The following is a 25,781-nucleotide window of genomic DNA, read 5'->3' as shown; positions in this document are numbered from 1 at the left end:
GGCCGCTCGACCTGGGATAGCGCAGCCCGTCGGCTGGTGCATTCCCCTGTAGGAGCGGCCTTGTGCCGCGAATGGGGCGCAAGGCGGCCCCTGCTTTTTTGTCACACTGTCAAACCCGGTCCGCCCCTTACGAGGGCAACCACCTGGAGATTCTGCGTCATGTCCCAACCCATCGTCGTCGCGGCGTTGTACAAGTTCGTCACCCTGGAAGACTACGTCGAGCTGCGTGAACCGCTGCTCAAGACCATGCTCGACAACAACGTCAAAGGCACCCTGCTGCTGGCCCACGAGGGCATCAACGGCACTGTCTCGGCCACCCGCGAAGGCATCGACGGCCTGCTGGCCTGGCTGCGCAACGACCCGCGCCTGGCCGATGTCGACCACAAGGAATCGTACTGCGACGAACAGCCGTTCTACCGTACCAAGGTCAAGCTCAAGAAAGAGATCGTCACCCTCGGTGTACCCGGCGTGGACCCCAACAAGGCCGTCGGCACCTACGTCGAGCCCAAGGACTGGAACGCGCTGATCAGCGACCCGGAAGTGCTGCTGATCGACACCCGCAACGATTACGAAGTGGCCATCGGCACCTTCAAGGGCGCCATCGATCCCAAGACCGAGACCTTCCGCGAGTTCCCCGACTACATCAAGGCCAACTTCGACCCCAGCAAGCACAAGAAGGTTGCCATGTTCTGCACCGGTGGCATCCGTTGCGAAAAAGCCTCCAGCTACATGCTCGGTGAAGGCTTCGAGGCGGTCTATCATCTTAAGGGCGGCATCCTGAAATACTTCGAGGAAGTACCTCAGGAAGAAAGCCTGTGGGACGGCGACTGCTTCGTCTTCGACAACCGGGTCACGGTGCGCCATGACCTGAGCGAGGGCGAATACGACCAGTGTCACGCCTGCCGCCATCCGATCAATGCAGAGGAGCGCGCGTCCGAGCACTATTCGCCAGGGGTCAGCTGCCCGCATTGCTGGGACACCCTGAGCGAGAAGACCCGGCGTAGCGCCATCGACCGGCAGAAGCAGATCGAGCTGGCCAAGGCCCGCAACCTGCCGCACCCGATCGGTTACAACTACAAAGCCGAGGCTTGATGATGTCCGCGCGCCTGATCTATGTGATGGACCCGATGTGCTCCTGGTGCTGGGGCTTCGCACCCGTGGCCGAGGCCCTGATCGCTCAGGCGCGTGAAGCCGGCGTGCCCACTCGTCTGGTCACTGGCGGCTTGCGCACCGGTGGCAGCCCCCTGGACAGCGCCACCCGCAAGTACATTCTCGAGCATTGGCAGGCGGTGGCCGAAGCCACTGGCCAGCCGTTCCGCTTCGAAGGGGCCATGCCCGACGGCTTCGTCTATGACACCGAGCCGGCCTGCCGGGCCCTGGTCACTGCCCGCGAGCTGGATGCCGAACGTGTCTGGCCGCTGCTGGCGTCGATCCAGCGCGCCTTCTACGAGCAGGGCAGGGATGTGACCACTGCGCCGCAGCTGGTAGAGCTGGCCGAGCAGGCGGGCTTCGACCGAGCCGTGTTCGCCGAAGCCTTTGCCCGTGCTGATACCCGCTCCGCCACGGCGGCCGATTTCGCCTGGGCACAGGACCTCGGCATCGCCGGCTTCCCGACCTTGCTGGCCGAGCGCAACGGCCAACTCGCCTTGCTGACCAACGGCTACCAGCCGCTGGAGCACCTGCAACCTTTGCTCGGCCGTTGGCTGCAGCAGGCCGCCTGTGCTTGATCTGCCCGGCTCACCCGACCCGGTGCCGGGCAAGCCCAGCACTGCGGCTGACAGGCTGAGCTGGGCGGAAATCCGCCGCCTGGCCCTGCATCACAAGAAGAACCTCTGGTCCGCCAACCTCATCGCCGTGCTGGCAGCCTGCTGCAGCGTGCCCATCCCGTTGCTGCTGCCGCTGCTGGTGGACGAAGTGCTGCTGGGCCAGGGCGATGCCGCGCTGAAGTGGATGAACCACCTGCTGCCGTCCAGCTGGCAGGTGGCAGCCGGCTACATTGGCCTGATGTTGTTGCTGACCCTGTGCCTGCGCCTTGCCGCCCTGGCGTTCAACGTGACCCAGGCCAGGTTGTTTGCCGGCTTGGCCAAGGACATCGTCTACCGCCTGCGCGTTCGCCTTATCGAGCGGCTGAAGCGCATATCGCTGAAAGAGTACGAAAGCCTCGGCAGCGGCACGGTGACCACCCACCTGGTCACCGACCTGGACACCCTCGACAAGTTCGTCGGCGAAACCCTCAGCCGCTTCCTGGTGGCCATGCTGACCCTGACCGGCACCGCGGCCATCCTGATCTGGATGCACTGGCAGCTGGCCTTGCTGATCCTGCTGTTCAACCCACTGGTCATCTATTTCACCGTGCAATTGGGCAAACGCGTCAAGCACCTGAAAAAGCTCGAGAACGACAGTACCGCACGGTTCACCCAGGCGCTGGCGGAAACCCTCGATGCCATCCAGGAAATCCGTGCCGGCAACCGCCAGGGCTATTTCCTCGGGCGCCTCGGCCTGCGCGCCCGCGAAGTGCGCGACTATGCCGTTGACTCGCAATGGAAAAGCGACGCCAGTAGCCGCGCCAGTGGCCTGCTGTTCCAGTTCGGTATCGATATCTTTCGCGCCGCAGCGATGCTCACCGTGCTGTTCTCCGACCTCTCGATCGGCCAGATGCTGGCGGTGTTCAGCTACCTGTGGTTCATGATCGGCCCGGTAGAGCAACTGCTCAACCTGCAATATGCCTACTATGCCGCCGGCGCTGCGCTCAGCCGTCTCAACGAGCTGCTGGCGCGTGCCGACGAGCCGCAGTACGCGGCCGCCAGCGACCCGTTCGCCGGCCGCCAGACGGTCGGCATCGAAGTGCGTGACCTGCGCTTTGCCTATGCCGAAGAGCCGGTCCTCGAGCACCTCGACCTGTCCATTGCTGCGGGCGAGAAGGTAGCGATTGTCGGCGCCAGTGGCGGTGGCAAGAGCACCCTGGTGCAACTGTTGCTGGGCCTTTATAGCGCCCAGGCCGGCACCATCCGCTTCGGCGGTGCCAGCTTGCAGGAAATCGGCCTTGAAACCCTGCGCGAAAACGTTGCGGTGGTGTTGCAGCACCCGTCGTTGTTCAACGACAGCGTGCGCGCCAACCTGACCATGGGCCGCGATTGCAGTGACGAGGCGTGCTGGCAGGCGCTGCACATCGCCCAGTTGGATGCCACTATCGCCGCCTTGCCGCAGGGCCTGGACAGCGTGGTGGGGCGCTCCGGCGTGCGTTTGTCCGGTGGCCAGCGTCAGCGCCTGGCGATTGCCCGCATGGTGCTGGCCGAGCCCAAGGTGGTGATCCTCGACGAAGCGACCTCGGCCCTGGATGCCGCCACCGAGTACAACCTGCACCAGGCCCTGGCGCGTTTTCTCAGCGGCCGCACCACCTTGATCATCGCCCACCGCCTGTCGGCAGTGAAGCAGGCCGACCGGGTGCTGGTGTTCGATGGCGGGCACGTGGCAGAGGATGGAGACCACCAGCAGCTGATTGCAGAAGGTGGGTTGTATGCCAAGCTTTATGGGCACCTGCAACAAAGTTGAACTTATACAAATTCGTCGATCTTCTGTCATGAAAAACCCCACCACAGCGATGGCATATGGCCTACGCTGTGCTTGTCTGGGTTGATCTGCGCCTTATCTGCTCTGTGACAGGGACTCCATGAAGGGACATCGCACTCTAGAAGCGCCAAAGCTGCTCGGCATCACCTGGCCCTTCATCGCCGTTGTGGTCTTCCAGGTGGCCCTGGGCAGCGTCAGTTTCTATGCGCTATCGGCCGTGCGCGCCTATGTCGCGGGTGAAAGCCTGTGGTCCAAGGCGCAGAAAGACGCCATCTATTACCTCGACCTGTACGCTGAGACCCGCGACGACAGTACCTACCAGCGCTATCGCCAGGCGATCACCGTACCCCAGGGCGACCAGCGCGTGCGCGAGCTGCTCGACCAGCCCGTTCCCGACCTGGACGCCGCGCGCCAGGCCGTGCTGCAAGGCGGCAACCATCCCGACGATGTCGAGCGGATCATCTGGTTCTATCGCAACTTTCGCAACCTCAGCTACATGCAGACGGCGGTTGACTATTGGAATATCGGCGACGACTACCTGGCCAGGCTGGACCTGCTTGCCGTCGAAATGCGCAGCGGGTTTGCCGCTGGCCCGGTAGACGCGCGTACGGTCAGCGAATGGAAGGCGCGCATCGTCACCATCAACGAGGGCGTGACCCCGGCTGCCAAGGCATTCAGCGATGCCCTGGGCGAAGGCTCGCGCATGGTGTTGCGGGTGCTGCTGATCACCAACCTGGTGACCGCACTGTTTCTGATTGCCATTGCCTGGCGCCGCTCCAGCAAGCTGCTGGCCCAGCGCGAGGCCTTTGCCAGTGCCCTGCAGGTAGAAAAAGAGCGCGCGCAAATTACCTTGCAGGCCATCGGCGACGCAGTGATCACCGCTGATGTGGAAGGCAGTATCGGCTACATGAACCCTGCCGCCGAACAACTGACCCACTGGCAGGCGGCCCAGGCCCAGGGCCTGCCGTTGTCGGCATTGTTCAGTTTGGTGGACGAGCAGGCCGCAGAGGATGGCCGCAGCCTGGTCGAGCAGGTACTCAGCGGCAGCCTCAAGGGCGGCGCCGAGCATGCCCGGCTGATCCAGCGCCTCGACGGCAGTACCGTGTCGATCAACCTGGTCGGTTCGCCCATCGTCAATGACGGCCAGGTCAGCGGCATCGTGCTGGTGCTGCATGACATGACCCAGGAACGCCAGTACATCGCCAACCTGTCCTGGCAGGCCACCCACGACGCCCTGACCGGGCTGGCCAACCGTCGCGAGTTCGAATACCGTCTGGAGCAGGCGCTCAATGATCTGGCGCGCCAGGCCGGGCGGCATTCGCTGATGTTCCTCGACCTCGACCAGTTCAAACTGGTCAACGACACCTGTGGGCATGCCGCTGGCGATGAATTGCTGCGGCACATCTGTGCCGTGCTGCAGTCTGGTTTGCGTGAAGGCGACACCCTGGCCCGCCTGGGCGGTGACGAATTCGGCGTGCTGCTGGAAAGTTGCCCGCCCGACCAGGCTGAACGGATTGCCGAGCAGTTGCGCCAGTTGGTGCAGAGCCTGCACTTCGTCTGGAAGGGCCGGCCGTTCGTCACCACCGTCAGCATCGGCCTGGTGCACATGGCCCAGGCCCCCGGTACTCTGGAGGCCTCGCTGCGCGCGGCCGACATGGCCTGCTACATGGCCAAGGAGAAGGGCCGCAACCGGGTGCAGGTGTACCATGCCGACGACAGCGAGCTGTCCATGCGCTTTGGCGAAATGGCCTGGATCCAGCGTTTGCATGTGGCGCTGGAAGAAAACCGCTTCTGCCTGTACGCCCAGGAAATCGCCCCGCTGAAAAGCTTCGAAGGGCCGGGCCACATCGAAATCCTGTTGCGCCTGCACGACGAAAGCGGTCGCACCATCCTGCCCAACAGCTTCATCCCGGCGGCCGAACGCTATGGCCTGATGACTGCGCTGGATCGTTGGGTAGTGCGCAATGTGTTCCTGGTCATCCGCCAGTGCCTGGACCAGGAGCGGGAAGGGCCGCTGTCGATCTGTGCGATCAACTTGTCGGGGTCGAGCATCGGCGACGACAAATTCCTCGAATACCTGCAGCGGCTGTTCGTCGAATATGCCATCCCGCCGCGGATGATCTGCTTCGAAATCACCGAAACCAGTGCGATTGCCAACCTCGGCAGTGCCATCCGCTTCATCAACGAATTGAAGGGGCTGGGCTGTCGCTTCTCGCTCGATGACTTCTGCGCTGGCATGTCATCGTTCGCCTACCTCAAGCATTTGCCCGTGGATTACCTGAAGATCGACGGGAGTTTCGTCAAGGACATGCTCGACGACCCGGTCAACCGGGCAATGGTCGAGGTCATCAATCACATCGGTCATGTAATGGGCAAGCGTACCATTGCCGAGTTCGTCGAAACACCCTTGATCGAGCAGGCCTTGCAGGAGATTGGCGTTGATTACGCCCAGGGCTACCTGATTGAACGCCCCCAGGTGTTCACCTGTGACAGTCTGCAGCGCCAACGGATCGCCACCCGGCCTCTGTTGCAGCGGGCACCTGGCACGTTTCGTTAGCTAGTGATCGCAAGGATCAAGGAGCTCAAAGTGATTGATGCATTCGTTCGTATCGGCCCTCTGATGGACCCTGCCAGCTACCCTCAATGGGCCCAGCAACTGATTGAGGATTGCCGCGAAAGCAAGCGCCGGGTCGTGGAACACGAGTTCTACGCGCGGTTGCGTGATGGTCAGCTGAAGCAATCGACCATTCGTCAGTACCTGATCGGTGGTTGGCCGGTGGTGGAGCAGTTTTCGCTGTACATGGCGCACAACCTGACCAAGACCCGCTATGGCCGGCATCAGGGTGAGGATATGGCGCGGCGCTGGTTGATGCGCAATATCCGCGTCGAACTCAACCATGCCGACTATTGGGTAAGCTGGGCCCAGGCGCATGGCGTGCACTTGCATGAATTGCAGGCACAGAACGTACCGCCCGAGCTGAATGGCCTGAACGACTGGTGCTGGCGCGTGTGTTTCACCGAAAACCTGGCGATCTCCATGGCGGCGACCAACTACGCGATCGAAGGCGCGACCGGAGAGTGGTCGGCGGTGGTGTGTTCGACCGACACCTATGCGTTGGGCTTTGCGGAGGATGAGCGCAAGCGGGCGATGAAGTGGCTGAAGATGCATGCCCAGTATGACGACGCGCACCCGTGGGAGGCGCTGGAGATCATCTGTACCCTGGCCGGCGAGAACCCGACCCTGGGGCTGCGCACCGAGTTGCGCAGGGCGATATGCAAGAGCTATGACTGCATGTACCTGTTCCTGGAGCGCTGCATGCAGCTGGAAGGTCGCCAGCAGGGGCGCATGCGCCCGGCGTTGGTCGCGGGGTAAGGCCCGAAGGCCGCTGCGCAGCCATTGCGGCAAGGCCGGTCCTGCAGGGGGCGAACCCTGCAGGACCGGCCTTGTGTCGCGATGGCTGCAAGGCAGCCCGGCAATCCCGAGCCCTACTGGGCGTCGAACGCCTGCCCGTTAACCCCTTTGCTGTCCGGCCCCATCAGGTACAGGTACAGCGGCATGATGGCTTCCGGCAGTGGGTTGTTCTGCGGGTTCTCGCTGGGGTACGCCTGGGCGCGCATCGCTGTGCGCGTGGCGCCCGGGTTGATGCTGTTCGAACGCACTGGCGCCACGCCGTCCAGTTCGTCGGCCAGCGTCTGCATCAGGCCCTCGGTGGCGAATTTCGACACGCCATAAGCGCCCCAGTAGGCCCGGCCCTTGCGCCCGACGCTGCTGCTGGTGAATACCACCGAAGCGTCTTCCGACAGCTTGAGCAGCGGCAGCAGGGTGCTGGTAAGCATGAACGTGGCGTTGACGTTGATGTGCATTACGCGCATGAAATTGTCACCCGACAACTGCTCCAGCGGCGTCCGCGGGCCGATGATCGATGCGTTGTTGAGCAGGCCGTCGAGGCGGCCGAACTGCTCCTCGATCATCACCGCCAGTTCGTCGTACTGGTGGGGCAGGGCGGTTTCCAGGTTGAACGGGATGACCACCGGTTGCGGGTGGCCGGCAGCTTCGATCTGGTCGTAGACCTCGTTGAGGTTGGCCTCGGTCTTGCCCAGCAACAGCACGGTAGCGCCCAGTGCGGCGTAGGCCTTGGCGGCGGCGGCGCCGATGCCGCGGCCGGCACCGGTAACCAGGATCACCCGGCCTTGCAGCAGGTCGGGGCGGGCGGTGTAGTCGAACATTGTCCTGTCCTTCGGGTTCGTGCGGGCGACCTGCTCCCAAAGGGGCGGCGCCCGGCGCATCAGTCGGGGTTCAGCAGCCGCACAGCGCGCTGTCGATCACTTTGCGCAGCTCCAGCGGGTGGTCCACCACCACGTCGGCGCCCCAGTTGTTGGGGTTGTCCTCTGGGTGAATATAGCCGTAGCGCACCGCCGCCGTACGGGTGCCCGCATCGCGGCCGGACTCGATGTCGCGCAGGTCGTCGCCGACGAACAGGACGCTGGCCGGGTCCAGGTTCAGGGTTTTGCAGGCCAGGATCAGCGGCTCCGGGTCGGGCTTGCTGTTTTTCACATGGTCCGGGCAGATCAGCAGTGCCGAACGCTCGGCCAGGCCCAGCTGCTGCATGATCGGCTCGGCGAAGCGCACCGGCTTGTTGGTGACCACCCCCCACAGCAGGTTGCCTTTCTCGATATCGGCCAGCAGCTCGGCCATGCCGTCGAACAGCTTGCTGTGTACCGCGCAGTTGCGTTGGTAACGCTCGAGAAACTCCAGGCGCAGCGCCTCGAAGCCTTCGGCCTCGGGGCTGATGGCGAACGTGGCGGCAACCATGGCGCGGGCGCCACCGGAAATCACGCCACGGATGCGCTGGTCGTCGATGGCCGGCAGGCCGCGCTCGGCGAGCATGGCCTGGCAGATGGCGATGAAGTCCGGCGCCGTGTCGAGCAAGGTGCCGTCCATGTCGAAGAGAACCGCTTGCAAACGCATCCTCATTCCTCGCGCAGGGTCTGGATCATGTAGTTGACGTCCACGTCGCTGCTGAGCTTGTAGTGCTTGGTCAGCGGGTTGTAGGTCAGGCCGATGATGTCCTTGACCTGCAGCCCGGCAACGCGGCTCCAGGCGCCCAGCTCGGAGGGGCGGATGAACTTCTTGAAGTCGTGGGTGCCGCGCGGCAGCATCTTCAGAATGTACTCTGCGCCGACGATCGCCAGCAAATAGGCCTTGGGGTTGCGGTTGATGGTGGAGAAGAATACCTGGCCGCCAGGCTTGACCATGCGATGGCAGGCGCGGATGACCGAGGACGGATCAGGCACGTGCTCGAGCATTTCCAGGCAGGTGACCACATCGAATTGCTCGGGCATTTCCTCGGCCAGCGCTTCGGCGGTGATCTGCCGGTATTCCACCTGCACACCCGACTCCAGCTGGTGCAGCTGGGCCACCGCCAGCGGCGCCTCGCCCATGTCGATGCCGGTGACCGTGGCGCCGCGCAGGGCCATGGCCTCGCTGAGGATGCCGCCGCCGCAACCCACGTCCAGCACTTTCTTGCCAGCCAGGCTGGCGCGCTCGTCGATCCAGTTGACGCGCAGCGGGTTGATTTCATGCAGCGGCTTGAACTCGCTTTCGCGGTCCCACCAACGGTGGGCCAGCGCTTCGAACTTGGCAATTTCGGCGCGGTCGACGTTGCTCATTGAACAGTCCTCTGAAACTTCGCAAAATTGCGCCGGAGTATACCCGAGCGCTCGGCCCCGAGGGTCGCTATAATCGCCGGCTTTTGATATCCGAACGACGGGGAGAGGCGATGCGCGAGCGACTTTTGGCGGCGGAGAAGGTGACCGCGATCCGCTGGCAGGGCGGCGTCTTGCACCTGCTCGACCAGCGCCTGCTGCCGTCGGAAGAGCGCTGGCTGGCCTGCGACAATGTCGCGCAGGTGGCTACAGCGATCCGTGACATGGCCGTTCGCGGCGCCTCGGCCATCGGCATCGCGGCGGCCTACGGCCTGGTGTTGGCCGTGGAAGAGCGCCTGGCCCAGGGCGGCGACTGGGAAATGGACCTGGAAGAGGACTTCCTGTTGCTGGCTGAGGCGCGCCCCACCGCCGCCAACCTGTTCTGGGCGCTGAACCGCATGCGCGAGCGCCTGCAGCGCCTGCGCCTGGACGAAGATGTGCTGGAGGCGCTGGAAGCTGAAGCACTGGCCATCCACGAAAGCGACCGAGAAGCCAACCTGACCATGGCCCAGCATGGCATCGAGCTGATCCGCCGCCACCAGGGCAACGCCCAGGCCCTGCTTACCTACGGCAATGCCGGCGCTCTGGCCAGCGGCGGCTTCGGCACCGCGCTGGGGGTGATCCGTGCCGGTTACCTGGAGGGCATGGTCGAGCGGGTATATGCCGGCGAGACCCGTCCCTGGCTGCTGGGCTCGCGCCTGACTGCCTGGGAGCTGGCCAACGAAGGCATCCCGGTGACCCTGTGCGCCGACTCGGCGCTGGCTCATCTGATGAAGACCAAGGGCATCACCTGGGTGGTGGTGGGTGCTGACTGCGTGGCCGCCAATGGCGACATGGCGGGCAAGATCGGCACCTACCAGCTGGCGGTCAGCGCCATGCATCACGGGGTGCGCTTCATGGTGGTGGCGCCGAGCACCAGCATCGACTTCAACCTGGCCACGGGCGAAGACATCCCCCTGGAAGAGCGCGCGGCCGACGAGCTGCTGGACATTGGCGGCACCCGGGTCGCAGCGGATGTCGAGGTATTCAACCCGGTGTTCGACGTGACCCCGGCGGACCTGATCGACGTGATCGTGACCGAGCGAGGCATCGTCGAGCGGCCGGATACCGCCAAGCTGGCGCAGTTGCTGTGCCGCAAGCGCCTTCACTGATATTCGTAGCGCCTGTGCCGGCCTCTTCGCGGTCAAACCCGCTCCCACAGGGATGGCACAAGGCCTGAGCGTACCTGTGGGAGCGGGCTTACCCGCGAAGAGGCCGGCACAGGCGGTAAAATTTCCGGATTCAAAGCGCTTCGCGGCCGCCTGCCACATCTCCCCACCGCCCCCGCCTTTGTGATAACATCCGGCAGTTTCCAGGACCGTCCATCACGGCGGCCTTCATTGCGCAGATCCATGGCACAACTCATTGATTTGTCGTAAGTCGTCGCACCCTTATGCGCTGCGGCGGCGAGCTTCGTTCGGCCCTTGATGGAGCTGCGAAGTTTCACCAGAAAAAGGAATCAGGCTTCTCATGGGCGAACTGGCCAAAGAAATCCTCCCGGTCAATATCGAAGACGAACTGAGACAGTCCTACCTCGACTACGCGATGAGCGTGATTGTCGGGCGGGCGCTGCCCGATGCGCGTGACGGCTTGAAGCCCGTGCATCGTCGCGTCCTCTATGCGATGAGCGAACTGGGCAACGACTGGAACAAGCCGTACAAGAAATCCGCCCGTGTGGTCGGTGACGTGATCGGTAAGTATCACCCGCACGGCGACACCGCGGTCTACGACACCATCGTGCGTATGGCCCAGCCGTTCTCGCTGCGCTACCTGCTGGTCGACGGTCAGGGCAACTTCGGTTCGGTGGACGGCGACAATGCTGCGGCCATGCGATACACCGAAGTGCGCATGGCCAAGCTGGCCCACGAACTGCTGGCCGACCTGCACAAGGAAACCGTCGACTGGGTGCCCAACTATGACGGCACCGAACAGATCCCGGCGGTCATGCCGACCCGTATTCCCAACCTGCTGGTCAACGGTTCCAGCGGTATCGCCGTGGGCATGGCGACCAACATTCCGCCGCACAACCTCGGCGAGGTCATCGACGGCTGCCTGGCGCTCATCGACAACCCGGATGTCACCATCGATGAGCTGATGCAGCACATCCCCGGCCCGGACTTCCCGACCGCCGGCCTGATCAATGGCCGCCAGGGCATCATCGAGGCCTACCGCACCGGGCGTGGCCGCATCTACATGCGCGCCCGTTCCGAAATCGAGGACATCGACAAGGCCGGCGGCCGTCAGCAGATCGTGGTTACCGAGCTGCCGTACCAGCTGAACAAGGCGCGCCTGATCGAGAAGATCGCCGAGCTGGTCAAAGAGAAGAAGATCGAAGGTATCACCGAGCTGCGCGACGAGTCGGACAAGGACGGCATGCGCATCGTCATCGAGCTGCGTCGCGGCGAGGTGCCGGAGGTGGTGCTCAACAACCTGTATTCGCAGACCCAGCTGCAGAGCGTGTTCGGCATCAACGTCGTCGCCCTGGTCGATGGCCGTCCGCGCCTGCTCAACCTCAAGGACCTGCTCGAAGCGTTCGTCCGTCACCGTCGCGAAGTGGTGACCCGCCGTACCGTGTTCGAGTTGCGCAAGGCCCGCGAGCGCGGCCATATCCTTGAAGGCCAGGCGGTCGCGCTGTCCAACATCGACCCGGTCATTGCCCTGATCAAGGCCTCGCCGACCCCGTCCGAAGCCAAGGAAGCCCTGGTGTCCACCGCCTGGGAGTCGAGTGCCGTGCAGGTCATGGTCGAGCGCGCCGGCGCCGATTCCTGCCGCCCCGAGGACCTGCCCGAGCAATACGGCCTGCGTGAAGGCAAGTATTACCTGTCGCCGGAGCAGGCCCAGGCCATTCTCGACCTGCGTCTGCACCGCCTGACCGGCCTGGAGCACGAGAAGCTGCTGGCCGAATACCAGGAAATCCTCGAGCAGATCGGCGAACTGATCCGCATCCTCAGCAGCGCCGAGCGCCTGATGGAAGTGATCCGCGAAGAGCTGGAGGCGATCCGCGCCGAATACGGCGATGCCCGCCGCACCGAAATCCTCGATGCGCGCCACGACCTCAACTACGGCGACATGATCCCGGAAGAAGAGCGCGTGGTGACCATCTCCCATGGCGGCTACGCCAAGACCCAGCCGCTGTCCGCCTACCAGGCCCAGCGCCGTGGCGGCAAAGGCAAGTCGGCCACCGGGGTGAAGGACGAGGACTACGTCGAGCACCTGCTGGTCGCCAACAGCCATGCCACCCTGTTGCTGTTCTCCAGCAAGGGCAAGGTGTACTGGCTGAAGACCTACGACATTCCTGAAGCCTCCCGCGCCGCTCGCGGCCGCCCAATGGTCAACCTGCTGCCGCTGGAGGAGGGTGAACGTATCACCGCCATGCTGCAGATCGACCTCGAGGCCCTGCAGCAGAGCGCTGGCGCTGACGAAGAGCTGGAGGACGCGGAAGACACCGTGCTCGAAGGCGAAGTGGTCGAGGCCGAGGAAGTCGACGAAGAAGACGGCGACACCCCTGAGTGGGTTGCCGAGCCGACCGGCGCCTACATCTTCATGGCCACCGCTTCGGGTACCGTGAAAAAGACCCCGCTGGTGCAGTTCGCCCGTCCGCGCTCCAATGGCCTGATCGCCCTGAAGCTGAAGGAAGGTGACACCCTGATCGCTGCGGCCATCACCGACGGCGCCAAGGAAGTCATGATGTTCTCCGACGCCGGCAAGGTGATCCGCTTCGCGGAAAGCGTGGTGCGCGAAATGGGCCGTAATGCCCGTGGCGTGCGGGGCATGAAGCTGGGCAAGGGCCAGCGGATCATCTCCATGCTGATCCCGGAGTCCGGCGCGCAGATCCTCACCGCCTCCGAGCGTGGCTTTGGCAAGCGCACCCCGCTGTCCAAGTTCCCGCGTCGCGGCCGTGGTGGCCAGGGTGTGATCGCCATGGGTACCAAAGGGCGCAACGGCCTGCTGATCGGCGCCATCCAGGTGCAGGAAGGCGAGGAGATCATGCTGATCTCCGACCAGGGCACCCTGGTGCGGACCCGCGTTGGCGAAGTCTCCAGCCTGGGCCGTAACACCCAGGGCGTGACCTTGATCAAGCTGGCCAATGACGAGACACTCGTAGGCCTGGAGCGTATCCAGGAACCGTCCGAAGACGAACTCGATGATGTGATCGAGACGGACGAGGAGGGCGTCGTGGCTGAAGCGCCAGACAACGACGAAACCGCTGGCGCTGAAGAGGCCCCGCAGGAGTAAGCAAGCGTTAAACCCGAACGGGGCGACCAAGGTCGCCCCGTTTGCCTGATGAAAGCAGGAAAGATTTTGTTCTATTTGGCAGAGCGAGAGTGGATGTGAGCAAACGAGCCTTTAACTTCTGCGCAGGCCCTGCTGCGCTTCCTGACGCTGTTCTGCAGCGTGCGCAGGCCGAGATGCTGGATTGGCATGGCAAGGGCTTGTCGGTGATGGAAATGAGCCATCGCAGCGACGACTACGTGGCCATCGCCGAAAAGGCCGAGCAGGACCTGTGTGACCTGCTGTCCGTCCCCTCCAACTACAAGGTGCTGTTCCTGCAGGGCGGCGCCAGCCAGCAGTTCGCCGAAATCCCGCTGAACCTGCTGCCGGAAAACGGCACCGCCGACTACATCGAGACCGGCATCTGGTCGAAAAAGGCCATCGAGGAAGCGCGCCGCTTCGGCAATGTCAACGTCGCCGCCAGCGCCAAGCCATACGACTACCTGGCCATACCGGGCCAGAACGAGTGGAAGCTGACCAGGAACGCGGCGTACGTGCACTATGCGTCCAACGAGACCATCGGTGGCCTGCAGTTCGACTGGGTGCCCGAGACCGGTGATGTACCGCTGGTGGTCGACATGTCCTCCGACATCCTCTCGCGCCCGATCGATGTGTCGCAGTACGGCCTGATCTACGCTGGCGCGCAGAAAAACATCGGCCCAAGCGGCCTGGTCGTGGTGATCGTGCGCGAAGACCTGCTGGGGCACGCCCGCAGCAGCTGCCCGACCATGCTCGACTACAAGATCGCGGCCGACAACGGCTCGATGTACAACACCCCGGCTACCTACTCCTGGTACCTCTCCGGCCTGGTCTTCGAATGGCTGAAGGAGCAGGGTGGCGTCGAGGCCATGGAGCAGCGCAACCGAGCCAAGAAAGACCGCCTGTACGGCTTCATCGACAGCAGCGCGTTCTATACCAACCCGATCAGCCACAACGCCAGGTCGTGGATGAACGTGCCGTTCCGCCTGGCTGACGAGCGCCTGGACAAGGCCTTCCTCGCGGGCGCCGATGCCCGTGGCCTGCTCAACCTCAAGGGCCACCGTTCGGTCGGCGGCATGCGCGCCTCCATCTACAACGCCCTGGGCCTCGAGGCGGTGGAAGCCCTGGTGGCCTACATGGCCGAATTCGAGAAGGAGCACGGCTGATGTCCGAGCACGAACTGAAGGCGCTGCGCGTTCGCATTGACAGCCTCGACGAGAAGATCCTCGAGCTGATCAGCGAACGTGCCCGTTGCGCCCAGGAAGTGGCCAAGGTCAAGACTGCCTCGCTGGCCGAAGGCGAAAAACCGGTGTTCTACCGCCCCGAGCGTGAAGCCGCCGTGCTCAAGCGCGTGATGGAGCGCAACAAGGGCCCGCTGGACAACGAAGAGATGGCGCGGCTGTTCCGCGAGATCATGTCGTCGTGCCTGGCCCTGGAAGAACCGCTGAAAATCGCCTATCTGGGCCCTGAAGGCACCTTCACCCAGGCCGCGGCGATGAAGCACTTCGGCCACGCGGTGATCAGCCGGCCGATGGCGGCCATCGACGAAGTATTCCGCGAAGTGGCGGCCGGTGCCGTCAATTTTGGCGTGGTACCGGTGGAAAACTCCACCGAGGGCGCAGTCAGCCATACCCTGGACAGCTTCCTCGAGCACGACATGGTGATCTGTGGCGAAGTCGAGCTGCGGATCCACCACCACCTGCTGGTGGGCGAGAACACCAAGACCGACAGCATCACCCGCATCTACTCCCACGCCCAGTCGCTGGCCCAGTGCCGCAAGTGGCTGGACGCGCACTACCCGAACGTGGAGCGCGTGGCTGTGTCGAGCAATGCCGAGGCGGCCAAGCGGGTCAAGGGCGAGTGGAACTCGGCGGCGATCGCCGGCGACATGGCGGCCAACCTGTATGGCCTGACCCGTCTGGCCGAAAAGATCGAAGACCGCCCGGACAACTCCACGCGCTTCCTGATGATCGGCAACCAGGAAGTGCCGCCGACCGGCGACGACAAGACTTCGATCATCGTGTCGATGAGCAACAAACCGGGTGCCTTGCACGAGTTGCTGGTACCGTTCCACCAGAACGGTATCGACCTGACCCGTATCGAGACCCGTCCGTCGCGCAGTGGCAAGTGGACCTACGTGTTCTTCATCGACTTCGTCGGCCACCACCGTGACCCGCTGATCAAGGCAGTGCTCGAGCAGATCAGCCAGGAGGCTGTGGCGCTGAAGGTGCTGGGCTCGTATCCGAAGGCGGTGCTTTGATTTGAGATGGTTGGGGGCGCTTCGCCCCCCATCGCGGCGCAAGGCCGCTCCTACAGATACCGCGCAAGCGCTGCCGTTGTGTGGTTCGTGCGCAGTGGCTATCTACAGGTTCGCACTGTCGCTGTAGGAGCGGCCTTGTGCCGCGATGGGTTGCACAGCAGCCCCAATGGCCCTCACAGGCTGCCTAGATTTCTGAACAGGGTTCGCACCAGTGGTAAAAGCAGTAACAACCAAACCCGCGCCAATCATCAACCGCCTGGTCGTGGTCGGCCTCGGCCTGATCGGTGGCTCGTTCGCCAGGGGCCTGCGTGAAAGCGGCCTGTGCCGCGAAGTGGTCGGGGTCGACCTGGACGCCCCCTCGCGCAAGCAGGCTGTGGCCCTGGGCGTGGTCGACCGCTGCGAGGAAGACCTGGCCACCGCCTGTGTCGGTGCCGATGTCATTCAGTTGGCCGTACCGATCCTGGCCATGGAAAAGGTCCTGGCGCGTCTGGCCCGGCTCGACCTCGGCAACGCCATCATCACCGACGTCGGCAGTGCCAAGGGCAACGTCGTGCGTGAGGCGCGCTCGGTATTCGGCCAGCGCCTGTCGCGCTTCGTCCCCGGCCACCCGATCGCCGGTTCCGAGCAGAGCGGGGTAGAAGCGTCCAACGCCGCCCTGTTCCGTCGGCACAAGGTCATCCTCACGCCGCTGGCGGAAACCGACCCGGCCGCCCTGGCCCTGGTCGACCGCCTGTGGCGCGCGCTGGAGGCCGACGTGGAACACATGTCGGTCGAGCGCCACGACGAAGTGCTGGCCGCCACCAGCCATCTGCCACACCTGCTGGCCTTCGGCCTGGTCGATTCGCTGGCCAGGCGCAATGAAAACCTCGAGATCTTCCGGTACGCTGCGGGAGGCTTCCGCGATTTCACGAGAATCGCCGGCAGTGACCCGACCATGTGGCACGACATCTTCCTCGCCAATCGCGATGCTGTCCTGCGCACGCTTGATACATATCGCAGCGATCTCGACGCCTTGCGCGACGCGATCGCTGAAGGGGACGGGCACCAGCTGCTGGGTGTATTCACCCGCGCTCGGGTAGCCCGCGAGCATTTCAGTAAAATCCTGGCCCGCCGGGCCTATGTGGACGCTATGAACGCCAACGATCTGATTTTCCTGGCCCAACCGGGTGGCCGCCTGTCCGGGCGAATCCGCGTACCGGGCGACAAGTCGATTTCCCACCGCTCGATCATGCTCGGCTCGCTGGCCGAAGGCACCACCGAGGTCGAAGGTTTCCTCGAAGGTGAAGACGCGCTGGCGACCTTGCAGGCTTTCCGCGACATGGGTGTGGTCATCGAAGGCCCCAACCACGGCCGCGTGACCATTCACGGCGTTGGCCTGCACGGCCTCAAGCCGCCGCCCGGGCCGCTGTACGTGGGCAACTCGGGGACCTCGATGCGCCTGCTGTCGGGCCTGCTGGCCGGCCAGCCGTTCGATGTGACCATGACCGGCGACGCTTCGCTGTCCAAGCGCCCGATGAACCGTGTGGCCAACCCGCTGCGCGAAATGGGAGCCGTGGTCGAGACCGGCCCTGACGGCCGCCCGCCGCTGACCATCCGCGGTGGTCACAAGCTCAAGGCGCTGACCTACACGCTGCCGATGGCCAGTGCCCAGGTCAAATCCTGCCTGCTGCTGGCCGGGCTGTATGCCGAAGGCAAGACCACTGTCACCGAGCCCGCGCCTACCCGTGACCACACCGAGCGGATGCTGCGCGGCTTCGGTTACAGCGTCGAAAGCAACGGCCCGGTGGCCTCGCTGCAGTCCGGCGGCAAACTCACCGCTACCCGTATCGAAGTGCCGGCCGACATTTCCTCGGCAGCCTTCTTCCTGGTGGCTGCGTCCATCGCCGAAGGCTCCGAGCTGGTGCTGGAGCACGTCGGCATCAACCCGACCCGTACCGGCGTGATCGACATCCTGCGCCTGATGGGCGGCGACATCACCCTGGAAAACCAGCGTGAAGTCGGTGGTGAGCCAGTGGCCGACCTGCGGGTGCGTGGCGCCCGCCTGAAGGGCATCGACATCCCCGAAGAGCTGGTGCCGCTGGCTATCGACGAGTTCCCGGTGCTGTTCGTCGCCGCGGCCTGCGCCGAAGGGCGTACCGTGCTGCGTGGTGCCGAAGAGCTGCGGGTGAAGGAGTCCGACCGTATCCAGGTCATGGCCGACGGCCTGACCACCCTGGGCATCAAGTGCCAGCCGACCCCGGACGGCATCATCATCGACGGCGGCCAGCTGGGCGGTGGCGAGGTGCATGGCCACGGTGACCACCGCATCGCCATGGCCTTCAGCGTGGCTTCGCTGCGCGCCAGCGCGCCGATCCGCATTCACGACTGCGCCAACGTCGCCACTTCATTCCCCAACTTCCTGGCACTGTGCGCCGAGGTGGGCATCCGCGTGGCGGAAGAGGGCAAGTCGTGAGTACCCTGGCGCCGGTCATCACCATCGACGGGCCCAGCGGCTCCGGCAAGGGCACCGTTGCCGGCCTGCTGGCCCGCGAGCTGGGCTGGAAGCTGCTGGACTCCGGCGCTTTGTACCGCTTGCTGGCGTTCAACGCCAGCAACCACGGCGTCGACCTGACCAACGAAGAGCTGCTGACCAAGCTTGCCGCCCATCTGGATGTGCAGTTCATTGCCGCCCAGCCCGGTAAGCTTCAGCAAACCATCCTCGAAGGCGAGGATGTCAGCCAGGTCATCCGTACCGAAACCGTCGGCGCCGGTGCCTCGATGGTTGCCTCGCTGCCTGCGGTGCGTGAAGCGCTGCTGGAGCGCCAGCGTGCGTTCCGCGAACTGCCCGGGCTGATCGCCGACGGTCGGGACATGGGCACCGTGGTGTTCCCGGACGCGCCGTTGAAGGTGTTCCTCACCGCCAGTGCAGAGGAGCGCGCACGCCGCCGTTATCTGCAGTTGAAGGGCAAAGGTGAAGATGTTAGTCTGTCGAGTCTGCTGGATGAGATTCGTGCACGTGATGAACGTGACACCCAACGTGCAGTGGCCCCGCTGAAACCAGCGGCCGATGCCATTCAGTTGGACTCTACCGAGTTGTCCATCGAGCAGGTGTTGCAACGTATCAAGAGTGAGCTCGCCCTGCGCGACCTGCTCTGATAGCCAGGAAAGCAGGCAGGGGCACCAGTCAACGTCCTGCCCGCTTTCCTTTACTTAAAACAGACCCACATTGTCTGGAATGTGGCGAGGGGCGTTTGTTTCGCCCGAATCTACAGGAATTAAAATGAGCGAAAGCTTTGCAGAACTCTTTGAAGAAAGCCTGAAAACCCTCAATCTTCAGCCGGGTGCGATCATCACCGGTATCGTTGTCGACATCGACGGCGACTGGGTTACCGTACACGCTGGCCTGAAGTCCGAGGGCGTCATCCCGCTCGAGCAGTTCTACAACGAAGCTGGCGAGCTGACCATCAAGGTCGGTGACGAAGTTCACGTTGCGCTGGACGCGGTCGAAGACGGCTTTGGCGAAACCAAGCTGTCCCGTGAAAAAGCCAAGCGCGCCGAGTGCTGGATTGTTCTGGAAGCAGCTTTCGCCGCCGAAGAAGTGGTCAAGGGCGTTATCAACGGTAAGGTTAAGGGCGGCTTCACTGTCGACGTTAACGGCATCCGTGCGTTCCTGCCGGGCTCTCTGGTTGATGTCCGCCCTGTGCGCGACACCACCCACCTGGAAGGCAAAGAGCTGGAATTCAAGGTCATCAAGCTGGACCAGAAGCGCAACAACGTTGTCGTTTCCCGTCGCAGCGTGCTGGAAGCCGAGAACAGCGCCGAGCGCGAAGCCCTGCTGGAAACCCTGCAGGAAGGCCAGCAAGTCAAGGGTATCGTCAAGAACCTCACCGACTACGGCGCCTTCGTGGACCTGGGCGGTATCGACGGCCTGCTGCACATCACCGACATGGCCTGGAAGCGCATCAAGCACCCGTCGGAAATCGTTAACGTTGGCGACGAAGTCGACGTACGCGTTCTGAAGTTCGACCGTGAGCGCAACCGCGTTTCGCTGGGTCTGAAGCAGATGGGCGAAGATCCGTGGGTAGCTATCACTGCCCGTTACCCAGAAGGTACTCGCGTACAGGCTCGCGTTACCAACCTGACCGACTACGGCTGCTTCGCTGAGCTGGAAGAAGGCGTTGAAGGTCTGGTACACGTTTCCGAAATGGACTGGACCAACAAGAACATCCACCCGTCGAAAGTCGTTCAGGTTGGCGACGAAGTGGAAGTCATGGTTCTGGACATCGACGAAGAGCGTCGTCGTATTTCCCTGGGCATCAAGCAGTGCAAGTCCAACCCATGGGAAGACTTCTCCGGCCAGTTCAACAAGGGTGACAAGATCACCGGTACCATCAAGTCGATCACCGACTTCGGTATCTTCATCGGCCTGGACGGCGGCATCGACGGCCTGGTTCACCTGTCCGACATTTCCTGGAACGAAACCGGCGAAGAAGCCGTACGTCGTTTCAAGAAGGGCGACGAGCTGGAAACCGTCATCCTGTCGGTCGACCCAGAGCGCGAGCGCATCTCCCTGGGCATCAAGCAGCTGGAAGACGATCCGTTCTCCAACTTCGTTGCTGTCAATGACAAGGGCGCTATCGTCAAGGGCATCGTGAAAGAAGTTGACGCCAAAGGCGCCATCGTCACTCTGGCCGACGACATCGAAGCTACTCTGAAAGCTTCCGAAATCAGCCGTGACCGCGTTGAAGACGCGCGTAACGTCCTGAAGGAAGGCGAAGAGATCGAAGCCAAGATCATCAGCGTTGACCGCAAGTCCCGCGTTATCAGCCTGTCCATCAAGTCGAAGGACGATGCTGAAGAGCGCGAAGCCATCCAGAGCCTGAAAAACGCTCCGGAAGCGGCTGCCGACACCACCATGGCTGCGCTGCTGCGCGAAGCAATGGCCAAGCAGAACTGAGTTCTGTTTGATCGGTAAAAAAGGGTGGCCTTCGGGCCACCCTTTTTTTTGCGCTTCTACTGGGTAGTTTGGAGGGGCAGGAGGTGTTCCTCGTAAGGGGGGTACGCCTGTGAGGCCGAGCGCCGCCCGCGCAGCAGGCGATCTCCCAAGCGCCACCTCTCGTGCGCCGAGCGCTAACCAGCCAAAACCCCACCCCGCCAAGCCCCGCCAGCTAGACCATTCCGACAAAACTTCAATCTTGAATTTTTTTATTAAGTCAAGAACCACCCTGTTCAAATCCTTCCCAGCGTGCTACAAACTGGTTAAGCAATGATCTAGCTGCTTGATAACGAAGGGAAAAATATGACGAAGTCGGAGCTGATCGAACGTATTGTCACCCATCAGGGGCTGCTCTCGTCCAAGGACGTGGAGTTGGCCATCAAGACCATGCTTGAACAGATGTCACAATGCCTTGCCACCGGTGATCGTATCGAAATCCGCGGTTTTGGCAGCTTCTCTCTGCACTATCGTGCACCGCGTGTCGGTCGTAACCCAAAGACCGGCCAATCGGTCAGCCTCGAAGGCAAGTTCGTGCCGCACTTCAAGCCCGGCAAAGAATTGCGCGACCGGGTCAATGAAGAAGAGCATGAGGCCCACACCTGATTCCACAAGGAGCAATCTGATGCGTAACCTCAAGCGCGCCCTGGCGGCGGTGTTCGTGCTGCTGTTGGCGGCTGTGGTGCTGTTCTTCGTGCTGGAGAACCAGCAAACCGTCTCGTTGGTCCTGTTCGGTTGGGCAGCCCCGGCCATGCCGGTCGCCGTGCTGGTCCTGGCCGCTCTGGTCATCGGCCTTGCAGTCGGCCCGCTGCTGGGGGCCTACAGCGTGCAGCGCAGCAAGCGCAAGATCAAGGCTTCTGCCCGCCAGGCGGCATTGAACGGTAACTAAAGGCATTTCCTACATTAGTTTAGGAAAGTATCACCTATGCTAGCGCCAACCGTCATGGAGTAATAGCGGACTACATTTTTCGGCCCAGACGAGTGTGCGCAGCATGGAGTATCCGTTCCTTTCACATCACGGTGGTGTTCGCGGCGTCACCGGCTCCTGCCATCAACTACACCTCGCCCCGTCCAGCAGCCTGCTGATCGATTGCGGACTGGAGCAGGGCGCCGATGCCGCGCCAGGCGCAGCATCGGCGCCGCTGGGCTTCGACGTGCAGGGTATCCAGGCCCTGATCATAACTCATGTGCATCTTGACCACGTAGGTCGCATTCCGGCATTGCTGGCTGCGGGCTACCGTGGCCCGATCCTGTGCAGCGAGCCGTCCGCCCGGCTGCTGCCACTGGTGCTGGAGGATGCCTACAAGCTGAGTATCAGCAGTGAGCCCGCCCATGTAGCGAAGTATCTGGAATTCATCCACGACCTGATTGTGCCCCTGCCTTTCCAGCGGTGGCATACCCTGGTCGAGTGCCCCGACGTCACCTGCCGCATCCGCCTGCAGCGCGCTGGCCATCTGCTCGGTTCGGCCTATGTCGAATGCGACATGCAGTATGAACAAATCAGCACCCGCTACGTGTTCTCCGGTGACTTGGGGGCTTGCGGCAACCCCTTGCTGCGTCCCGTGCAACCCCCGGAACGGGCCGACGTGCTTGTGCTGGAAAGCACCTACGGTGACCGCCTGCACCCGCCTGCGGGCGATCGCGAGCAGCGGCTGGAAGCTGCCATCGACCGCGCCCTTGCAGACCAGGGCACGCTGCTCATTCCGGCCTTCAGCCTCGGCCGCACCCAGGAGCTGCTGTACGAGCTCGAGGGCATTCTTCACCGCAAAGCCTTGCTGAACAAAGCCGGCCCGACCCCCTATGGCGAACCGCTCGACTGGTCGCAGTTGCCTATCATTCTGGATTCACCCCTGGCCCAGCGCATTACCGCTGTATACCGGGAGCTGCACGACTACTGGAATGCCGGAGCACGGGTGCGTCTTGCCGATGGGCGCGACCCGCTCGGTTTCAGCCAGCTTGTCAGCGTGGACTCCCACGCCCGCCATCAGCAGGTTGTCAATTACCTGAAGAGCACCGGGCGGCCGGCGATCGTGATTGCTGGCAATGGCATGTGCTCGGGTGGGCGCATCGTCAATTACCTCAAGGCCATGCTGGGGGATCCACGGCATGAGGTGATGTTCGTCGGCTACCAGGCCAAGGGCACGCCAGGTGCGGTGATACAGGCCAGTGAAGGGGCGGAAGGGTTTGTGCAGATTGACCTGGATGGGCAGATGTATGAGATTCGCGCCAAAGTACTTACATTGGGTGGTTATTCAGGGCACGCCGATCAGGCAGGATTGCTCGCTTTTGCTTCGCGAGGTAAAGAACCCGCCGGGCTTGTGGTGCTGGTCCACGGCGACGCCGGTGCCAAGGTTGCGTTGCGCAGGGCTATCGAGACGGCGTTCAGTCAGCAGGGCCGTAAGGTCACGGTCAGCGTGCCATAGTGCAGATGCTGTAATGCGCGTAACAGGCGCAGCAGCCGCGCATGCCGATCCATCCGATGGGTGGCAACTTTTTTTCGAGCGGTCGAGGAACTTGCCCGATGAAGGCACTGACTTACCAAGGATGCCTGGCCGGGGCTTGATGCGAGTCGCGCAGGATAGTAGTTTGATGACCGCGTCACAGCGGATACGACAAAACATAGCAAGCTACATACTTTTATGATGGCCAAAGGATGGCGGTCACCCGATAACTGCAATAACATGCGCCAACATCGGAATTGATCCCGGGGATGGTGGTGGGAGGCTTGTCTCCTGGTTTTCCGTGTTTCCTGGAATGGCGGCAAAACAGCCGCCCAGATTCAGTCTCGCCATCAAGCGGGGCCGCCGCGAGGGTTCAGGCATTTCATGCAGCACCGAAATCGCCACACGCAGAAGGATAAGTCAGTGTGACGCAAGTACCTTTGAAAATTGCTGTGGTCAGCCAGTATTTTTTTCCTGAGAACTTCATTATCAATGATATTGTTCAGGAACTGAGCGCGATGGGTGTGCATGTTGAAGTTTTTACCGGTAAGCCTAACTACCCTGCGGGTGAGGTTTTTCCCGGATATACCGCTCACGGTGCAGTTGAAGATCGTTTTGCCGAGAACGTGGTTGTTCATCGGGCGCCTTTGCGTCCGCGTAAAAAAGGCGGAGCAAAAAATCTAATTCTTAATTATTTTTCATTTGTCGCCAATGGCGTCAGGCATTTCACTCGTCATGCCAGACGCGGAAAATTCGATGTGTACTTCGTGTTCGCACCGTCGCCCATCATTTCTGTAATTCCGGCATTGGCCATGAAGCGTGCCCATCCTGCCCCCGTCTTCCTCTGGGTGCAGGACCTGTGGCCGGAGAGCCTGGCTGCCACCGGTTTCGTACGTAACAAGTACCTGTTAACGATCGTGGGCTTGCTGGTACGCGGTCTGTACTGGGCCGTGGATGTGCTGCTGGTGCAGTCACGAGCATTCATCGACCCGGTCAAGCGCTACGCGCGGGCAGACAAAATAAGCTACTACCCCAACTCTTATCTGCAGCAGGATGATTCCGGCGAGATCGGCAGGTTGCCTGAGTCATTGACCACTTTGTTGCGTGATCACTTCTGCGTCGTGTTCGCCGGCAACCTGGGCAGCGCGCAAGGGCTGGCCACTGTTGTCGGGGCGGCGCGATTGCTGCAAGCCGAACATTCACAGTCCCGTATCGTGATGGTCGGTACCGGCAGCAAGGCTGAATGGCTGGCAGAGGAGAAGCGTAAGTGGGGCCTGGACAACTTGATCATTGCCGGTGCTTATCCACGCTCGGCGATGGCCGAACTGTTCGAACTTAGTGCCGTATTACTGGTTACACTCAAGCGAGACGAGATTTTCAGCTTTACCATCCCAAGCAAGGTGCAGGCTTACCTGGCAGCGGGCAGACCGATAATTGGCAGCCTGGATGGCGAAGGTGCCCGCGTCATCAACGAAGCCGGTGCCGGTATTACCTGCCCTGCCGATGATCCGACCGGGCTCGCGGCGTGCATCAAGTCGATGCTGGCCATGCCGCAAGCTCAGCGAGAGCAGATGGGCGCCAGGGCCAGGGACTACTTCTTGAAACATTTCGAACTCAAGGCCCAATGCAAGGCGCTGGTGCGTATGTTTGAACAACGGATTGAACAGGACAAGGCGACGCAATGAACATTTTGGTACTGGGTGTCTCGGGTATGCTGGGCAACGCCGTCTTCCGGTATTTCTCGGCCAATTCGCAACACCGGGTGATGGGCACGTTGCGTTCATCGTCCGGGTGCAGGTTTTTCACGCCAGATCAGGCCGAGCATCTGCTCTGTGGTGTAGATGTGCTCGATGCCGATGCGCTGATGGCGGCCTTCGCCAAGGCCCGGCCGGATGTGGTGGTCAACTGCGTGGGCTTGATCAAGCAACTTGCTGATGCCAAGGACCCGCTCACCGCGCTGCCGATCAACGCCATGCTTCCGCATCGTCTGGCAACGCTGTGCCGGGTAGCTGGTGCGCGCCTGATCCACGTCAGTACTGACTGTGTGTTTTCGGGTACCAAGGGCATGTATCGGGAACAGGACGAGTCGGACTGCACCGACTTGTATGGCAAATCCAAATACATTGGCGAATTGCATGACCTGGACCACGCCATAACCCTGCGCACATCAATTATTGGCCATGAGTTGCAGAGCAATGCATCGCTGGTCGACTGGTTCCTCTCTCAGCAAGGCTGCGTCAAAGGCTTTACCAAGGCAATTTTTTCAGGCCTGCCGACTGCCGAACTGGCTCGGGTGATGCTGGACTACGTTCTTCCCAATCCTTCGCTGAAGGGTCTTTACCACGTTTCTGCAGAGCCGATCGACAAGTATGAGCTGCTCAAGCAAGTGGCGAAGGTTTATGGCAAGGATACCCAGATCGTACCGGATGACAAACTGGTAATCGATCGTTCGCTGGACTCTACTCGCTTCCGCGCGGATGCGGGCTACCAGCCACCTTCCTGGCCGGCGCTCATACAATTCATGCACGCACAGCGTCAATAA

20 protein-coding genes are annotated in these 25,781 nt (G+C 62.4%); 17 read left to right on the top strand and 3 right to left on the bottom strand.

What is annotated here, in order from left to right:
- Positions 1-159: 159 nt before the first annotated feature.
- From B4L76_RS23475 to B4L76_RS23455, 5 genes are all read left to right on the top strand, one after another.
- Positions 160-1,092, top strand: a complete 933-nt coding sequence (locus tag B4L76_RS23475) for a rhodanese-related sulfurtransferase (protein WP_225776762.1) — start codon at positions 160-162, stop codon at positions 1,090-1,092.
- A 2-nt stretch (positions 1,093-1,094) separates the two neighbouring features.
- Positions 1,095-1,727, top strand: coding sequence for a DsbA family protein (locus B4L76_RS23470; RefSeq protein WP_296235456.1), 633 nt, complete (start codon positions 1,095-1,097; stop codon positions 1,725-1,727).
- Positions 1,720-3,552 (top strand): ABC transporter ATP-binding protein, encoded by a 1,833-nt coding sequence (locus tag B4L76_RS23465; protein ID WP_296235451.1) that lies wholly within the window; start codon positions 1,720-1,722, stop codon positions 3,550-3,552. The genes B4L76_RS23470 and B4L76_RS23465 overlap by 8 nt, the downstream gene beginning before the upstream one ends.
- A gap of 118 nt (positions 3,553-3,670) precedes the next feature.
- Complete coding sequence (locus tag B4L76_RS23460; RefSeq protein WP_296235450.1) at positions 3,671-6,127, top strand: EAL domain-containing protein; 2,457 nt, start codon at positions 3,671-3,673, stop codon at positions 6,125-6,127.
- Positions 6,128-6,157: 30 nt separating this feature from the next.
- Positions 6,158-6,943, top strand: coding sequence for a TenA family transcriptional regulator (locus B4L76_RS23455; protein WP_296235449.1), 786 nt, complete (start codon positions 6,158-6,160; stop codon positions 6,941-6,943).
- A gap of 113 nt (positions 6,944-7,056) precedes the next feature.
- On the opposite strand, the gene B4L76_RS23450 is transcribed toward B4L76_RS23455, so the two are convergent.
- The 3 genes from B4L76_RS23450 to ubiG all read right to left on the bottom strand — a co-directional run bounded on the left by B4L76_RS23450 (position 7,057) and on the right by ubiG (position 9,240).
- A complete protein-coding gene (locus B4L76_RS23450; protein WP_296235448.1) occupies positions 7,057-7,797 on the bottom strand; it encodes a YciK family oxidoreductase in 741 nt (246 codons plus the stop codon).
- 70 nt (positions 7,798-7,867) lie between these two features.
- On the bottom strand, positions 7,868-8,539 hold the full coding sequence (mupP, locus tag B4L76_RS23445; RefSeq protein ID WP_296235447.1) for an N-acetylmuramic acid 6-phosphate phosphatase MupP: 672 nt from the start codon (positions 8,537-8,539) through the stop codon (positions 7,868-7,870).
- Positions 8,540-8,541: 2 nt separating this feature from the next.
- Complete coding sequence (ubiG, locus tag B4L76_RS23440) at positions 8,542-9,240, bottom strand: bifunctional 2-polyprenyl-6-hydroxyphenol methylase/3-demethylubiquinol 3-O-methyltransferase UbiG (protein ID WP_296235446.1); 699 nt, start codon at positions 9,238-9,240, stop codon at positions 8,542-8,544.
- Between the two features lie 110 nt (positions 9,241-9,350).
- Here ubiG and mtnA point away from each other — a divergent pair, with 110 nt between their 5' ends.
- The 12 genes from mtnA (at position 9,351) to B4L76_RS23380 (ending at position 25,781) form a co-directional block, all read left to right on the top strand.
- Positions 9,351-10,427 carry an S-methyl-5-thioribose-1-phosphate isomerase gene (gene mtnA, locus B4L76_RS23435; RefSeq protein WP_296235445.1) on the top strand — a complete coding sequence of 359 codons (1,077 nt, stop codon included), beginning with the start codon at positions 9,351-9,353 and terminating at the stop codon, positions 10,425-10,427.
- A 358-nt stretch (positions 10,428-10,785) separates the two neighbouring features.
- A complete protein-coding gene (gene gyrA, locus B4L76_RS23430) occupies positions 10,786-13,551 on the top strand; it encodes a DNA gyrase subunit A (RefSeq protein WP_296235444.1) in 2,766 nt (921 codons plus the stop codon).
- Between the two features lie 95 nt (positions 13,552-13,646).
- A complete protein-coding gene (serC, locus tag B4L76_RS23425) occupies positions 13,647-14,732 on the top strand; it encodes a 3-phosphoserine/phosphohydroxythreonine transaminase (RefSeq protein ID WP_296235443.1) in 1,086 nt (361 codons plus the stop codon).
- Positions 14,732-15,826 carry a prephenate dehydratase gene (gene pheA, locus B4L76_RS23420; protein WP_013971453.1) on the top strand — a complete coding sequence of 365 codons (1,095 nt, stop codon included), beginning with the start codon at positions 14,732-14,734 and terminating at the stop codon, positions 15,824-15,826. Before serC ends, pheA begins: the two co-directional genes overlap by 1 nt.
- Before the next feature lie 244 nt (positions 15,827-16,070).
- Positions 16,071-18,278, top strand: a complete 2,208-nt coding sequence (locus B4L76_RS23415; RefSeq protein WP_296235455.1) for a bifunctional prephenate dehydrogenase/3-phosphoshikimate 1-carboxyvinyltransferase — start codon at positions 16,071-16,073, stop codon at positions 18,276-18,278.
- A complete protein-coding gene (gene cmk / locus B4L76_RS23410) occupies positions 18,275-18,961 on the top strand; it encodes a (d)CMP kinase (protein WP_296235442.1) in 687 nt (228 codons plus the stop codon). Before B4L76_RS23415 ends, cmk begins: the two co-directional genes overlap by 4 nt.
- Before the next feature lie 124 nt (positions 18,962-19,085).
- Complete coding sequence (gene rpsA, locus B4L76_RS23405; RefSeq protein ID WP_003252673.1) at positions 19,086-20,762, top strand: 30S ribosomal protein S1; 1,677 nt, start codon at positions 19,086-19,088, stop codon at positions 20,760-20,762.
- Between the two features lie 342 nt (positions 20,763-21,104).
- On the top strand, positions 21,105-21,404 hold the full coding sequence (gene ihfB / locus B4L76_RS23400) for an integration host factor subunit beta (protein WP_013971456.1): 300 nt from the start codon (positions 21,105-21,107) through the stop codon (positions 21,402-21,404).
- A 19-nt stretch (positions 21,405-21,423) separates the two neighbouring features.
- Positions 21,424-21,687 carry a lipopolysaccharide assembly protein LapA domain-containing protein gene (locus B4L76_RS23395; protein ID WP_296235441.1) on the top strand — a complete coding sequence of 88 codons (264 nt, stop codon included), beginning with the start codon at positions 21,424-21,426 and terminating at the stop codon, positions 21,685-21,687.
- Between the two features lie 103 nt (positions 21,688-21,790).
- The gene (locus B4L76_RS23390; protein WP_296235440.1) at positions 21,791-23,221 is read left to right on the top strand and encodes an MBL fold metallo-hydrolase RNA specificity domain-containing protein; all 1,431 of its coding nucleotides are present in this window, start codon (positions 21,791-21,793) and stop codon (positions 23,219-23,221) included.
- Between the two features lie 443 nt (positions 23,222-23,664).
- Complete coding sequence (locus B4L76_RS23385) at positions 23,665-24,924, top strand: glycosyltransferase family 4 protein (protein ID WP_296235439.1); 1,260 nt, start codon at positions 23,665-23,667, stop codon at positions 24,922-24,924.
- Entirely contained in the window at positions 24,921-25,781 is an 861-nt protein-coding gene (locus B4L76_RS23380; RefSeq protein ID WP_296235438.1) for a dTDP-4-dehydrorhamnose reductase family protein, read from the top strand. The genes B4L76_RS23385 and B4L76_RS23380 overlap by 4 nt, the downstream gene beginning before the upstream one ends.

The organism is Pseudomonas sp. UBA4617 (assembly GCF_002386445.1).
Lineage (GTDB): Bacteria > Pseudomonadota > Gammaproteobacteria > Pseudomonadales > Pseudomonadaceae > Aquipseudomonas.
Note: the sequence above shows the minus strand (reverse complement) of the source record. Positions and strands in the feature narration are given on the sequence as shown.